We start from the raw sequence: 14,760 nt of genomic DNA, 5'->3' as shown, positions 1-14,760 counted from the left end.
GAGCATCTCCGCCAGGGACGCGTCGTCGTCGACGACGAGGACTCTGCCCTTCGTCGGGACGTCGGAAGCGACCGGGGCGTGCTCAACCATGATGAAAGTGTGCCTCAGGGCCGGGTGGGCGTCAGTCTCTCCGGCCCCTGCCGGGTCACTGGATATCAGGCTCTCCTGACGCTTCCGTGGGTGGGTGGCCGCCCACGCCGGGCAGCGGTGACCCTTCAACCGGTCTGAGCCACCCAGGGTTCACCGACCACCGGCGCCTGTCGTGTCCCGCCGACATGCCGAGGTGGCGGTGGGTGATCAACCACCCTGGGCCAGGCTGCGGTTGATTGCTCACCGCTGCCCTGGCCCGCGCATGGCACGGGCGCCGATCGCGATCCTGACGGCGAGACCCCCGTCGCCCCCAGGTCGCCCCCCGCGTCAGCTCGACCGCGTCGCCACCGCGTCCGCGAACGCCTCGAGCGCCGCACGCACCGGCCCCTCGGGCAGCGCCGAGAGCCGGGCCTTCGCCTCGGTGGCGCGCTCGACGACGTACGCGCGGGCCTGGTCCATCGCCGGATGGGCCCGCAGCAGCGAGAGCGCCTCGGCGTGGAGCGAGTCGTCGGTGAGCGGCGCGCTGAGGAGGGAGAGCAGACGGGCGTCGGCGGGGTCGGTGGACGCGGCCGCCATCAGCACCGGCAGCGTCGGGACGCCCTCGCGCAGGTCGGTGCCGGGCGTCTTGCCGGACTCCACGGAGTCCGAGGCGATGTCGAGGATGTCGTCGGAGAGCTGGAAGGCGCACCCGACGATCTCGCCGTACGCCGCCAGTGCCTCCTCGACCTCGGTCGAGGCGCCGCCGAAGCGGGCGCCGTAGCGGGCCGAGGTGGCGATCAGGGAGCCGGTCTTGCCGGCGACGACCTCGAGGTAGTGGGCCAGCGGGTCGTCGTCCGGGCCGGGCTGGACGGTCTCGAGGATCTGGCCCTCGACCAGCCGGCTGAACGTCTCGGCCTGGATCCGGACCGCGTCAGGACCCAGCAGTGCGGTGAGCTCGGAGGACTTCGCGAACAGGAAGTCGCCGGTGAGGATGGCGACGTGGTTGTCCCAGCGCGCGTTGGCCGACTCCGAGCCCCGCCGCAGCGCAGCCTCGTCCATGACGTCGTCGTGGTAGAGCGAGCCGAGGTGGGTGATCTCCACGACGCAGGCGGCGGTGAGCACCTCGTCGGCGTCCGGGTGGTCACCGGCCTCGGCGGCGAGCAGCACCAGCAGCGGCCGGAACCGCTTGCCGCCGGCGTCCATCAGGTGCAGCGCGGCCTCGGTGACGAACGGGAAGCGGCTCTGGACGTGTGCGTAGAGCGCCTTCTCGACCTCGTCCATGCGCGCGCGCAGCCGCGCCTCGAGGTCGGGGTCGGTGACGGGAAGCGCCAGAGAGGGTCCGTCGGTGGAGCTCACCTGATGAATGATCCCGCATTCCCGGCCAGGTCGAGGACCGGTCCGGGTACGACGCCCAGCAGGAGGGTCAGCAGGACGCACACGGCGATCGTGACCGAGGTCAGCAGCGACGGCCTGGTCACCGCCGCGGACTCCGCGGTCAGCTCGGCGAAGAACATCAGCCTGATCACCCGGACGTAGAAGAACACCGAGATCACCGAGGCGATGATCGCCACGACCACCACCGGCCACGCACCGGCCGCGAACGCCACTTCGAAGACCGCCCACTTGCCGACGAAGCCGCCGGTGAGCGGGATGCCCGCCATCGAGAGCAGCAGGAAGCCGAAGGCGCCGGCGACCCAGGGCGAACGGCGGCCGATCCCTGCCCACTTCGAGAACGCCGTGGCCTCACCGCCCGCGTCGCGGACCAGCGTCACGATCGCGAAGGTGGCGACCACCGCCGGCCCGTAGGTCGCAAGGTAGAACAGGACCGCCTGGAGCGAGGTGATCTCGTCCGGGCCGAGCGCGGAGGCGGCCTGCACACCGAGCAGGCCGGTGAGCAGGAACCCGGTGTGCGCCACCGAGGAGTAGGCGAGCATCCGCTTCATGTCGGTCTGGACGACCGCGAGGATCGACCCGACCAGCATGGTGATGATCGCGATGATCCACAGCATCGGCTGCCAGTCCCAGCGGTCGGCCCCGAAGGCGACGTAGAACAGACGGAGCATCGCGCCGAACGCGGCGATCTTGGTGCAGGCGGCCATGAACGCCGTCACCGCGGTCGGGGCGCCCTGGTAGACGTCCGGCGTCCAGGCGTGGAACGGCACCGCGCCGACCTTGAACAGGAGGCCGACCGCCAGCATGCCCATGCCGATCAGCAGCAGCACGTGGTTGGAGGTGTCGTTGTGGACCGCCTCGTTGATGTCGGTGAACTCCATCGACCCGGCGAAGCCGTAGGTCAGCGCCACGCCATAGAGGAAGAACGCCGAGGAGAACGCGCCGAGCAGGAAGTACTTGAGCGCGGCCTCCTGGCTGAGCAGCCGGCGCCGCCGCGCCAGCCCGCACAGCAGGTAGAGCGGCAGCGAGAGCACCTCGAGCGCCACGAACATGGTGAGCAGGTCGTTGGCGGTCGGGAAGAGCATCATGCCGCCGACCGCGAACATCAGCAGCGGGTAGACCTCGGTGTGGTCGAGCCCCCGGGTGGAGGCGTCGCGCTCGGCCTCGGTGCCGGGCAGCGCCGCGGCCTGACCGGCGAACGCCGACACCCCGGCCTCTAGTCGCCGCTCGGCGAACAGCAGGACCCCGGCGATCGCGAAGACGAGGACGAGGCTCCACACGAAGATCGACGGTCCGTCGACCGCCAGCGTGCCCTCGACGGCGATCTTGCCGCGGGCCACGACGTCGCCACCGGACTTGAGCTTGCTCAGGTCCATGCCGACGTAGATCGAGCCGGCGAGCGCGACCACCAGCCCGGCCACGGCCAGCCCGGCCTGGGTGACGTAGCGCCGCTCGCGCGGCACGAACCCCTCGACCAGAACGCCGACGCAGGCGACGCCGAAGACCACGAGCATCGGCCACAGCTGGGCGTACTCGATGGTGGGCTTGGTGAAGTCCATCACTGACCACCCTCGCTCGAGGCCTCGGCGGGCACTTGCGGTCCGTCGTCGTTGACCCCGGTGTGCTGCAGCAGCTCCTCCGAGAACGGGTTGCTCACGTCGAGCAGCGGGCCGGGGTAGAAGCCGAACAGCACCAGGGCGAGCATCAGCGGGACGAGTACGCCGATCTCGCGGCGGCCCAGGTCGGCCACGCCGTCACCGCCGGCCTCGACCTCGACCTGCAGGGAGTCGGGGTTCGGGCCGGTGAACATCTTCTGGTAGGCCCAGAGCATGTAGATCGCGGCGAGCACGATGGCGGTGACGGCGATGGCGCCGACGTACCAGCGGTAGTCGAAGGCCGAGATCAGCACCAGGATCTCCGAGACGAACTGGCTCAGCCCCGGTAGCCCGGCAGTCGCCAGCGCGGCCACCAGGAACAACCCGGCGATGACCGGCTGGACCTTCTCCAGCCCGCCCATCTGGCTCATCAGCGTGGTGCCGCGCCGCTTGATGAGGAAGCCGGCGATGAGGAAGAGCGCCGCGGTCGCGATGCCGTGGTTGACCATGTAGAGGATCGACCCGTTGGCGCCCTCGGTGGTGAACACGAAAATGCCCAGGGTGATGAAGCCGAAGTGGCTCAACGACGTCAGGCCGATCAGCCGCAGGATGTCGTCCTGCGCGATGGCCAGGAACGCGCCGTAGACGATCGAGATCAGGGCCAGCACCACGACCACCGGCGTTGCCCAGTCAGACGCCTCCGGGAACAGCCCGAGGCAGAACCGCAGCATCCCGAAGGTGCCGATCTTGTCGAGCACGCAGACCAGCAGGACGCTCGTCGGCGGCGTGGCCTGCTCGGTGGTGTCGGCCAACCAGGTGTGCAGCGGGAACAGCGGCGCCTTGACCGCGAACGCGATGAAGAAGCCTGCGAACAGCCAGCGGCCCGCGTTGGTCGAGATGTCGAGGTCCTGCACGTCGCCGAAGAGGTAGGACGGCGAGCCCTGCTGCGCGGACACGACGTAGAGCCCGATCACCGAGCCGAGGAGCACCAGGCCGCCGCCGAGCTGGAACATCAGGAACTTCAGGGCGGCAGCGCCGCGGCGCGACCGACCGAAGCCGCCGATCAGGAAGTACGCCGGGATGAGCGTGGCCTCGAAGACGACGTAGAAGAGGAACACGTCGGTGGCCACGAACACCGCGAGCGAGAGCGCCTCGAGCGCGAGCGCCCAGGCGAACCACGGCTTGCACTCGTCAAGGGGGCTGTCGTTCCACCCGGCCAGGAGCACGATCGGGACCAGCACCACGGTGAGCAGCACCAGGAGCAGGCCGAGCCCGTCGAGGCCGAGCGCGTAGTGGACGCCGAACGCCTTGATCCAGGTGTGGGTCTCCTCGAGCTGGAAGCCCGAGCCGTCCTTGTCGAACTGGGTCGCGAGGACGACGCCGACAGCCAGGGTCAGCAGCGAGGCGACCAGCGCGACCTGCTTGGCCAGCAGCCCCTTCGGGGCGAACGTGGTGACCAGGGCACCGGCGAGCGGGACCGCCCACAGGACGGTGAGCCAGGGGAAGGAATCCATCACAGGCTCCTTCCGGCCGACCGGGCCACCGCTGGCCGAGACCACCGCAGCCCGCGCTGGTAGCCGCTCACCGCCGGTCGAGCCTGTCGAGACCACCGCTGCCCGCGCTGGTAGCCGCTGACGACCTGAATCACCTCAGTGCCTTCCTTGAGGACGTCCGCGCTCATGCGAGGTTCACCGCCAGGAGGGCCAGGACGACGAGGAGCACGCCGCCGAGAAGGGAGAGCGCGTAGGAGCGCACGAAGCCGTTCTGGAGCCGCCGGGTGAGGACACCGACGCCGCCGACCGCGACCGCGCCTCCGGAGAACGTCCCGTCCACCACCGCGGTGTCGAAGGCGGCCAACCCGTGGGTGAGCGCGCGTCCCGGCTTCACGACGAGCTCGTCGTTGATCGCGTCGCCGTAGACGTCCTGGCGCGCGGCACGGGTCACGAACGACACGTCCTGCGGGGCCGTGCGCGGGACCTCCTGCCGGCCGAAGAAGTAGTAGGCGATCGCGAAGCCGGCGGCGACGACGAGGACGACGATGACGCTGACCGCCCACGCCGGGATGGGCGGGTGGCTCTCCTCGGCGAAGCCGGTGACCGGCGCGAGGAAGTCCTCGATCCAGCCGCCGATCAGCATCACGCCGCCGAGCACCGAGAGTGCCGCCAGCACGATCAACGGGACAGTCATCACCAGTGGCGACTCGTGCGGATGGACGTCCTTCTCCCAGCGCTTGTCACCGAAGAAGGTCATCAGCATCATCCGGGTCATGTAGAAGCCGGTGATGCCGGCGCCGAGGATGGCGCAGATCCCCACGACCCAGTTCTGGTCGACCGCGACCTCGATGATCTTGTCCTTGGACCAGAAGCCCGAGAAGCCGGGGAACCCGATGATCGCGAGGTAGCCCATCGCGAAGGTGAGGAACGTGACCGGCATCGCCTTGCGCAGCGCGCCGTAGTGGCGCATGTCCACGTCGTCGTCCATGCCGTGCATCACCGAGCCGGCGCCGAGGAACATGTTGGCCTTGAAGAAGCCGTGGTTGAGGAGGTGGAAGATCGCGAACGCGTAGCCCGCGACGCCCAGGCCGGCGCCGAGCATCATGTAGCCGATCTGGCTCATCGTCGAGCCGGCCAGCCCCTTCTTGATGTCGTCCTTGGCGCACCCGATGATCGCTCCCCACAGGAGCGTCACGGTCGCGACGATCACCACGGCGGTCTGGGCGTCCGGCGCCCGCTCGAAGATGAAGTTGGAGCGGGTGATCAGGTAGACGCCCGCGGTGACCATCGTCGCGGCGTGGATCAGTGCCGACACCGGGGTCGGGCCCTCCATCGCGTCGAGCAGCCAGGCCTGCAGCGGCACCTGGGCGGACTTGCCGCACGCGCCGAGCAGGAGCAGCAGCCCCATGGCGGTCATCGCCTTCTGGCTGGCGCCGTCGGCGTTCGCGCTGATCACCGTGAAGCTGGTCGACCCCCAGGTGACGAAGGCCAGCATGATCGCGGTGGACATGCCCATGTCGCCGACCCGGTTGATCACGAAGGCCTTCTTGGCCGCGTAGGCCGCGGAGTGCTTGTGCTGCCAGAAGCCGATGAGGAGGTACGACGCGAGGCCGACGCCCTCCCAGCCCAGGAAGAGGCCGAGGTAGTTCTCGGACAGGACCAGCATCAGCATCGAGGCGACGAACAGGTTGAGGTAGCCGAAGAACCGGACCCGGCGCGCGTCGTGCTCCATGTAGCCGATCGAGTAGATGTGGATCAGCGACCCGACACCGGTGATCAGCAGCAGGAACAGCGCCGACAGCGGGTCGTAGAGCAGGTCCATCCCCACATGCAGCCCCTGGCCCGAGGTGCCGGTGTCGATCCAGCTGTAGAGGTGCTGGCTGAGCTGGCGGTCGTCGTCGTCGCGACCGAGCAGGGCGATGAACATCGCCAGGCTGATCACGAAGGACCCGATCGGGAGCAGGCAGCCCAGCAGGTGGCCGAACGACGCGAACTGCCGCGGGGCGATGGCCCCGCCGATCAGCAGGATCGCGGCGCCGGCCAGCGGCAGGGCGATGACCACCCAGGCGAGCGAGAAGACGCCGTCCGCGGTGGTCGGGTCGACCACCGGTACGTCGGCAAGTGTGAACATCATGCTTTTCCGGGGTCCCCGCGGAAGCACGCCGCTCCCGCGCGTAGCGCCTCTGCGTGGTTTCGTGGGGTGGTCATCGTCGTCCTGTCCGGTCAGTACTTGAGCAGGCTGGCGTCGTCGACCGAGGCCGAGCGTCGGGTCCGGAAGATCGTCATGATGATCGCGAGGCCGACGACGACCTCGGCGGCGGCGACCACCATCACGAAGAACGCCGCGATCTGCCCGTCGAGGTTGCCGTGCTGCTTGGCGAAGGCGACCAGGGCGAGGTTGCTGGCGTTGAGCATCAGCTCGATGCACATGAACACCACGATCGCGTTGCGGCGGGTGAGCACCCCGACCGCGCCGATGGTGAACAGGATCGAGGAGAGCACGATGAACGGGGTCACGGAGTGCATCAGCTACCGCCTTGGTCGGGGCTCAGGTCCGGGCCGCTGGAGGAGCCGGGGCCGCGGGTGGGGGCGACCGACCGACCGTCGGGCGAGGTCTCTGAGACGGGCGTCCCGTCCGGGTGGAAGTCGATCGCGCGCTGCACCTCGTCGACGTCGCGCGGAGCGGAGCGGACGGTGCCGCGCGCGGCCAGCACCCGCGAGACCGACGCCGCGGCTGTGCTGCCGTCGGGGAGCAGCGCCGGGGTGTCGACCGCGTTGTGGCGAGCGAAGACGCCCGGGGGCGGGAGCGGGCCGAGGTGCTGGCCGCTCTCGGCGTAGGCCGTGACCCGCTGGGCGGCCAACGCCGCCTGGGTCGGCTTCGGCGAGAGGCGCTCGCGGTGGGCGAGCACCATCGCGCCGACGGCCGCGGTGATCAGCAGCGCGGAGGTGACCTCGAAGGCGAACACGTACTTCGAGAACAGGATGTTGGCGAGCCCCTCGATGTTGCCGTGGTCGTTGGCCTCGTCGAGCCCGACCACGGTGCCCAGCGAGATCTGGCCCAGCCCGACCACGAGGGTCACACCGAGGACCAGCCCACCGATCACCGCGAAGAGCCGCTGGCCCCGGATCGTCTCGATCACCGAGTCGGAGGCGTCGACGCCGACCAGCATCACCACGAAGAGGAACAGCATCAGGATCGCGCCGGTGTAGACGATGATCTGGACCGCGAACAGGAACGGCGCGTCGAGCGCGGCGTAGAGGATCGCCAGCGACATCATCACCACCGCCAGCAGCAGCGCGGCGTGCACCGCCTTGCGGACGAACAGGATGCCGAGCGCGGCGAGCACCATGATCGGGCTGAGGATGTAGAACGCGGTCATGGGCCGGCCTCCTCGGCGGGCGCCACCCCGGCGGCCAGGTCGCGGAGCGCGGACTCCTCGAGGTCGAAGTCGGGCTGCTCCTCGGCCGGCTGCCGGAAGGTGCCGCGGTAGTAGTCGCCCTCGTCGTCGCCGAGCCGCATCGGGTGCGGCGGCTGCTCCATGCCGGGCAGCAGCGGCGCGAGCAGCTCGCTCTTGGTGTAGATCAGGTCGGCGCGGTTGTCGTCGGCCAGCTCGTACTCGTTGGTCATCGTCAGCGCCCGGGTCGGGCACGCCTCGATGCACAGGCCGCACAGGATGCAGCGCAGGTAGTTGATCTGGTAGACGCGGCCGTACCGTTCACCGGGGCTGAACCGCTCCTCGTCGGTGTTGGACGCACCCTCGACGTAGATCGCGTCGGCCGGGCAGGCCCAGGCGCACAGCTCACAGCCGATGCACTTCTCCAGCCCGTCGGGCCAGCGGTTGAGCTGGTGCCGGCCGTGGAACCGCGGGGCGGTCGGCAGCTTCTCGAAGGGGTACTGCTCGGTGACCACCTTCTTGAACATGGTCCGGAACGTGACCCCGAACCCGGCGACCGGGTCCCAGAACTGTTCCTTGAGCGTGGGCATGTCTCAGTCCTCCGTGGTGCCGGCGGGCACGGTGGTCGTCGGGCTGCGGAAGGTCAGCGGCTCGGCCGCGCCCCGGACGGCTCCGCCCGCGGGCATCGGCGGCGTCGGGAACGAGCCGGGGCGGCTGGGGGCGGCGGGTGCCTCGGCCTCCTCGTCCTCGTCTGCTCGAGCCGGCCAGAACGAGAGGGCGATCAGGAGCACGAGGACGATGCCGATCGCGATCAGGAGGTACTCGCGGTCGATGCCGCCGTGCAGCGAGATCGCCCGGATCGTGGCCACGGCCAGGATCCAGACCAGCGCGCCCGGGATCAGCCACTTCCACCCCAGCGCCATGAACTGGTCGTAGCGGAGCCGGGGCAGCGTGCCACGCAGCCAGATGAACAGGAAGATGAAGGACAGCAGCTTCCCGAAGAACCACAGCACCGGCCAGTAGCCCTCGTTGAAGCCGGAGTAGAGGTGGTCGATCCAGAACGGCGCGTGCCAGCCGCCGAGGAACAGCGTGGTGGCCAGCGCCGCGACGGTGGCCATGTTGATGTACTCGGCCAGGAAGAACAGCGCGAACTTCAGCGAGCTGTACTCGGTGTGGAACCCGCCCACGAGCTCACCCTCGGCCTCCGGGAGGTCGAACGGCGCGCGGTTGGTCTCGCCGACCATCGAGATGACGTAGATGACGAAGGACGGGAACAGGATCAGGCCGAACCAGAACTTGTCCTGGGCGGCCACGATCTCCGAGGTCGACAGCGAGCCGGCGTAGAGGAACACCGCGACCAGGGCGAGGCCCATCCCGACCTCGTAGGAGATCATCTGGGCGCTGGAGCGCAGGCCGCCGAGCAGGGCGTACGTCGAGCCGCTGGCCCACCCGCCGAGCACGATGCCGTAGATGCCGATCGAGGCGATGGCCATCACGAACAGGACCGCCACCGGCATGTCGGTGAGCTGCAGCGGGGTCCGGGTCCCGAAGAAGTTGACCTCAGGGCCGAAGGGGATCACCGAGAACGTCACGAAGGCGGGCACGGTGGCCAGGACCGGCGCGAGCAGGAAGACCGCCTTGTCAGCGGCCTTGGGGATGATGTCCTCCTTCAGGGCCAGCTTCACGCCGTCGGCCAGCGACTGCAGGAGACCGAACGGCCCGTGCACGTTGGGCCCGATCCGGTGCTGCATCCGGGCCACGACCCGCCGCTCCCACCAGATGTTGAACAGCGTCAGCAACACCAGGATCACGAAGATCATCACGGTCTTGATCAGGATGATCCACCACGGGTCCTGGCCGAAGACGTCCTCGAGCGCCAGCGGCGTGATCGACGGGACGGTCATGCCGTCGCTCCCTTCACGGTGACCCGGCTGCCCGGCGAGGCGAGGTCGGCGAGCACGCCGTTGCCCGTGTTGTTGGACGGGACCCAGACCACGCCGTCGGGGACGTCGGCGACCTCGGCCGGAAGTGTCCACTCGCCGCGGTCTCCGGTGATGGTCACCAGGTCACCGCAGGCGTCGTGGACCGACTGGCTCACCTTGGCCACGGCGGGTCGGGCGGTGGCGCGCAGGTTGTCGTCGCCGTCTTGCAGTGAGCCGTTGTCGAGCAGCTGCTTCCAGGTCGATAGGAGAAGGCCACCGCTACCGACGCTGATCGAGCTTGTCGAGAACTCCGGATCTGTGCTGGGAGCCGACGCTGCGGTGGTCTCGACAGGCTCGGCCGACGGCGTCGCGACAGGCTCCATCGTCGCCCTCTCGCCGTCCCACGGGCCGAGGTCCTCCATCTGGGCCCGGACCTCGGCCACCGTGCGGAAGCCGAGCGGACGGCCCAGCTCCTCGGCGATCCCGGCCAGCACGCGGCTGTCCGGGAGCGCCTGGGGGTTGGTGAAGACCGCGTCGAACCGGCGCGGGCGGCCCTCCCACGTCACGAAGGTCCCGGCCTTGTCGGTGACCGCGGCGACCGGGAAGACCACGTCGGCGGCCCTGGTCACGTCGGTCTCCCGGAGCTCGAGCGCGACCACGAACGACGCGTTCTCGAGGGCGGCGCGGAACGCCGCCGGGTCGGCGGTGTCGTCGGGGTCGACGCCACCGACGACCAGTCCGGCGAGCTCGCCCGCAGCGGCCGCGGCGACGATCTGGTCGGCGTCGCGGCCCAGGGTGTCGGGCAGGGCTTCGACACCCCACGTGGTGGCCGCGTCGACCCGGGCCTGCGGGTCGGTGACCGGGCGGCCGCCGGGCAGCAGGTTGGGCAGGCAGCCCGTCTCGATCGCGCCGCGGTCACCGGCCCGGCGCGGCACCCAGGCCAGCCGGGCGCCGGTGCGGGCGGCGAGGCCGGCCGCGGAGGAGAGCGCACCCGGGGACGTAGCGAGCCGCTCGCCGACCATGATCACCGAGGTCGCGTCGAGCGGGTGGTCGCCGGTCATGCCCAGGTCGTCGAGGGCGGCCGCCTCCTGGCCCGGGGCGGTCGCGATGAGCTTGCCGTCCATCTTGCGCAGCCCGCGCGAGGAGTAGGGCGCGATGGAGACGACCTTGGTGCGGTGCGCCTGGCTGGCCTTGCGAAGCCGCAGGAAGACCACGCCCGCCTCGTCCTCGGGCTCGAAGCCCACGAGCAGCACGGTGCCGGCCTTCTCGAGGTCGCCGTAGGTCGCCGCCCCTCCGGCGGGGCCGGTCAGCACCACGTGCGCGGCGAGGAACGACGCCTCCTCGGCCGAGAGCGGGCGGGCCCTGAAGTCGATGTCGTTGGTCCCGAGGGCGACGCGCGCGAACCTGGCGTAGGCGTAGCCGTCCTCCGCGGTGACCCGGCCGCCGGGAAGGACGCCCACCCCAGAGCTTGCGGCGGCGTCACGCAGGCCACGCGCCGCCACCACGAACGCCTCGGACCACGAGGCCGGGCGCAGCTCGCCCCGCCCGCCGTCCGGCAGAGTGTCGCGGACCTGCGGGTAGGTCAGCCGGTCTCCGGCGGTGAGGTAGTGGAACGCGAACCGGTCCTTGTCGGTGATCCACTCCTCGTTGACCTCGGGATCGTTGCCCGAGAGGCGGCGCATCACCTTGCCGCGCCGGTGGTCGACGCGGATCGCGGAGCCGCAGGCGTCGTGCTCGGCGATCGACGGCGTCGAGACCAGGTCGAAGGGGCGGGAGCGGAAGCGGTAGTCGGCAGAGGTCAGCGCGCCGACCGGGCAGATCTGGATGGTGTTGCCGGAGAAGTAGCTGTTGAACGGCTCCTCCTCGTAGATGCCGACCTGCTGGAGCGCGCCCCGCTCGACCAGCTCGATGAACGGGTCGCCCGCGATCTGCGCGGAGAAGCGCGTGCAACGCGCACACGAGATGCAGCGCTCCCGGTCGAGCAGCACCTGGGCCGAGATGTTGATCGGTTTGGGGAAGGTGCGCTTGAGGCCGCCGGTCTCGAAGAACCGGGACTCGCCGCGGCCGTTGGACATCGCCTGGTTCTGGAGTGGGCACTCGCCGCCCTTGTCGCACATCGGGCAGTCGAGCGGGTGGTTGATCAGGAGGAACTCCATGATCCCCTGCTGCGCCTTGTCGGCGACCGGGCTGGTGACCTGGGTGCTGACGACCATGCCTTCGGCGACCGGCAGCGTGCAGGAGGTCTGGGGCTTGGGGAAGCCGCGGCCGTTGCCGGCGTCCGGGATGTCCACCAGGCACTGGCGGCAGGCGCCGACCGGCGCGAGCAGCGGGTGGTCGCAGAACCTCGGGATCTGGACGCCGACCTGCTCGGCGGCACGGATCACCAGCGTGTTCTCGGGGACGGAGACCTGGATGCCGTCGATGGTCAGCGTCACCGTCTTGGTCTGCTCGACCTCGGCGGTCGACGGCTTCTCGGGAGCGGTCGTCATCGGCTAGGCCATCTCCAGCAGGTCGGCGAAGAGCGTGGACTTCATCGGGTCGAAGGGGCAGCCGCCCTCGGTCAGGTGCCGGAGGTACTCCTCGCGGAAGAACCGGATCGAGCTCTCGATCGGGCTGACCGCACCGTCGGCCAGGGCGCAGAACGAGCGGCCGAGGATGTTGTCGCACTGGTCGAGGAGCAGCTCGAGGTCGGACTCCGACCCCTCGCCCTGCTCGAGCTTGGTGAGCATCTGCACCAGCCACCAGGTGCCCTCGCGGCACGGGGTGCACTTGCCGCACGACTCGTGCTTGTAGAACTCGGTCCACCGCAGGGTCGCGCGGACCACGCAGGTGGTGTCGTCGAAGATCTGCAGCGCGCGGGTGCCGAGCATCGACTTGGCGGCGGCGATCGACTCGAAGTCGAGGGGTACGTCGAGGTGCTCGGCGGTCAGGAGCGGGGTGCTGGACCCGCCGGGGGTCCAGAACTTCAGCTCGTGCCCCTCCCGGACGCCGCCGGCCAGGTCGAGCAGCTCGCGCAGGGTGATGCCCAGAGGGGCTTCGTACTGGCCGGGCTTCGCGACGTGGCCGGAGAGGCTGAAGATGCCGTAGCCCTTGGACTTCTCGGTCCCCATCGAGGCGAACCACTCCGCGCCGTGCTCGATGATGCTCGGCACCGACGCGATCGACTCGACGTTGTTGATCACCGTCGGGCTGGCGTAGAGCCCCGCCACCGCCGGGAACGGCGGACGCAGCCGCGGCTGGCCGCGACGGCCCTCCAGCCCCTCGAGCAGCGCGGTCTCCTCGCCACAGATGTAGGCGCCCGCACCGGCGTGGACCACGACGTCGAGGTCGTAGCCGGAGCCGTGGATGTCCTTGCCGAGGTGGCCCGCGGCGTACGCCTCGTCGACGGCGGCCTGCACGCGACGGAGCACGTGCAGCACCTCACCGCGGATGTAGATGAACGCCTTGTTGGCGCGGATGGCGAAGGAGCTGATGATCACGCCCTCCACGAGCACATGGGGGTTGGCCATCATCAGCGGGATGTCCTTGCAGGTGCCGGGCTCGGACTCGTCGGCGTTGACGACGAGGTACTTCGGCCTCGGGTTGTCCTGCGGGATGAACGACCACTTCATGCCGGTCGGGAAGCCGGCGCCACCACGGCCGCGGAGACCGGAGTCCTTGACCGCCTCGATGATCGCGTCCGGCGCCATCCCGAGCGCGGTCTCGAGCGCGCCGTAGCCGCCCCGGGCGGTGTAGGTCGACAGCTTCCAGGGCTGGTCGGCGTCCCAGATGTCGGTCAGGACCGGGGTCAATGTGTCAGCCACGAAGTGCCCTCCTCCGGTGGCTGAGGTGCGTCACCGCGCTCGTACTGAGGTGCGAGCGCAGCGAGCCACGAAGGAGCCTCGAAGCACCCATGTCGGCCGTCACTTCTTGCCCTCTTCCTGCGTGGTCTCGGTCTCGGCGCGGGAGGTGTCGGCCTGGGCGACCGCCCCCTCCTTGCTGTCGGCGGTGCCGGGGGCGATCGCCTTCGCGCCGTCGGTGCCCGGAGCGGTCCAGCCGTTCTCGCGGGCCAGCTGCAGGCCGACCAGTGAGGCCGGGCCGGCGCCGGGCCCCTCGTCGGCCAGGCCGTCGGGGAACCCGGCGAGCACGCGCTCGGCCTGCTTCCAGGTGCAGAGCCGGGGCCCGCGGGTGGAGGAGACCTCCTTGCCCTCGCGCAGGTCGTCGACCAGCTGGACGGCGGACTGCGGGGTCATGTTGTCCATGAACTCCCAGTTGACCATCATGACTGGCGCGTAGTCGCAGGCCGCGTTGCACTCGACGTGCTCGAGGGTGATCTTTCCGTCCTCGGTGGTCTCATCGTTGCCGACGTCGAGGTGGTCCTTGAGTCGCTCGAAGATCGCGTCGCCGCCCATCACCGCGCAGAGCGTGTTGGTGCAGACGCCGACCAGGTAGTCGCCGACCGGCTTGCGCTTGTACATCGTGTAGAAGGTCGCGACACCGCTGACCTCGGCCGCGGAGATGCCGAGGATGCCCGCGCACGCCTCGATGCCCTCCGGGGTGATCCGGCCCTCGACCGACTGCACCAGGTGGAGCATCGGCAGCAGGCCGCTGCGGGCCTCCGGGTAGCGCGCGGCGATCTCCTCGAGCTCGCCGTAGGTCTCCTGGGTGAGGGTCATCAGCGGTCGACGCCTCCCATCACGGGGTCGATGCTCGCGATGGCGACGATCACGTCGGCGACCATGCCGCCCTCGCTCATCACGCTCGTGGCCTGGAGGTTGGTGAACGACGGGTCGCGGAAGTGCGCCCGGAACGGGCGGGTGCCACCGTCGGAGACCACATGCGCCCCGAGCTCGCCACGCGGGGACTCGATCGGCACATAGGCCTGACCGGCCGGGACCCGGAACCCCTCGGTGAC

At 69.9% G+C, this 14,760-nt stretch carries 11 protein-coding genes and 1 pseudogene; all 12 read right to left on the bottom strand.

The features are described 5' to 3' along the window. Positions 1-417 precede the first annotated feature (417 nt). Positions 418-1,425 (bottom strand): polyprenyl synthetase family protein, encoded by a 1,008-nt coding sequence (locus VFV89_RS03765; protein WP_329704565.1) that lies wholly within the window; start codon positions 1,423-1,425, stop codon positions 418-420. Further along, entirely contained in the window at positions 1,422-3,020 is a 1,599-nt protein-coding gene (gene nuoN / locus VFV89_RS03760; RefSeq protein WP_329704564.1) for an NADH-quinone oxidoreductase subunit NuoN, read from the bottom strand. The genes VFV89_RS03765 and nuoN overlap by 4 nt, the downstream gene beginning before the upstream one ends. Further along, positions 3,020-4,570: an NADH-quinone oxidoreductase subunit M gene (locus VFV89_RS03755; RefSeq protein WP_329704563.1), complete on the bottom strand. Its 1,551-nt coding sequence runs from the start codon at positions 4,568-4,570 to the stop codon at positions 3,020-3,022. Before VFV89_RS03755 ends, nuoN begins: the two co-directional genes overlap by 1 nt. A gap of 163 nt (positions 4,571-4,733) precedes the next feature. Continuing rightward, positions 4,734-6,680: an NADH-quinone oxidoreductase subunit L gene (gene nuoL, locus VFV89_RS03750; protein ID WP_329704566.1), complete on the bottom strand. Its 1,947-nt coding sequence runs from the start codon at positions 6,678-6,680 to the stop codon at positions 4,734-4,736. 92 nt (positions 6,681-6,772) lie between these two features. Beyond that, positions 6,773-7,075, bottom strand: a complete 303-nt coding sequence (gene nuoK, locus VFV89_RS03745) for an NADH-quinone oxidoreductase subunit NuoK (protein ID WP_329704562.1) — start codon at positions 7,073-7,075, stop codon at positions 6,773-6,775. Further along, positions 7,075-7,929, bottom strand: coding sequence for an NADH-quinone oxidoreductase subunit J (locus tag VFV89_RS03740; RefSeq protein WP_329704561.1), 855 nt, complete (start codon positions 7,927-7,929; stop codon positions 7,075-7,077). Before VFV89_RS03740 ends, nuoK begins: the two co-directional genes overlap by 1 nt. Then, positions 7,926-8,534 (bottom strand): NADH-quinone oxidoreductase subunit NuoI, encoded by a 609-nt coding sequence (gene nuoI / locus VFV89_RS03735; protein ID WP_329704560.1) that lies wholly within the window; start codon positions 8,532-8,534, stop codon positions 7,926-7,928. The genes VFV89_RS03740 and nuoI overlap by 4 nt, the downstream gene beginning before the upstream one ends. 3 nt (positions 8,535-8,537) lie before the next feature. Further along, a complete protein-coding gene (gene nuoH / locus VFV89_RS03730; protein WP_329704559.1) occupies positions 8,538-9,848 on the bottom strand; it encodes an NADH-quinone oxidoreductase subunit NuoH in 1,311 nt (436 codons plus the stop codon). Continuing rightward, positions 9,845-12,355, bottom strand: coding sequence for an NADH-quinone oxidoreductase subunit G (locus VFV89_RS03725; RefSeq protein ID WP_329704558.1), 2,511 nt, complete (start codon positions 12,353-12,355; stop codon positions 9,845-9,847). The genes nuoH and VFV89_RS03725 overlap by 4 nt, the downstream gene beginning before the upstream one ends. Before the next feature lie 3 nt (positions 12,356-12,358). Beyond that, entirely contained in the window at positions 12,359-13,669 is a 1,311-nt protein-coding gene (gene nuoF / locus VFV89_RS03720; RefSeq protein ID WP_329704557.1) for an NADH-quinone oxidoreductase subunit NuoF, read from the bottom strand. 99 nt (positions 13,670-13,768) lie between these two features. Further along, on the bottom strand, positions 13,769-14,521 hold the full coding sequence (gene nuoE / locus VFV89_RS03715) for an NADH-quinone oxidoreductase subunit NuoE (RefSeq protein WP_329704556.1): 753 nt from the start codon (positions 14,519-14,521) through the stop codon (positions 13,769-13,771). Next, positions 14,521-14,760 (bottom strand): annotated as a pseudogene (locus VFV89_RS03710) (NADH dehydrogenase subunit D); the annotation flags it as partial. The gene nuoE and the pseudogene VFV89_RS03710, both read right to left, overlap by 1 nt.

The sequence above is a fragment of the Nocardioides sp. genome, from assembly GCF_036274455.1.
Taxonomy (GTDB): domain Bacteria; phylum Actinomycetota; class Actinomycetes; order Propionibacteriales; family Nocardioidaceae; genus Nocardioides.
Note: the sequence above shows the minus strand (reverse complement) of the source record. Positions and strands in the feature narration are given on the sequence as shown.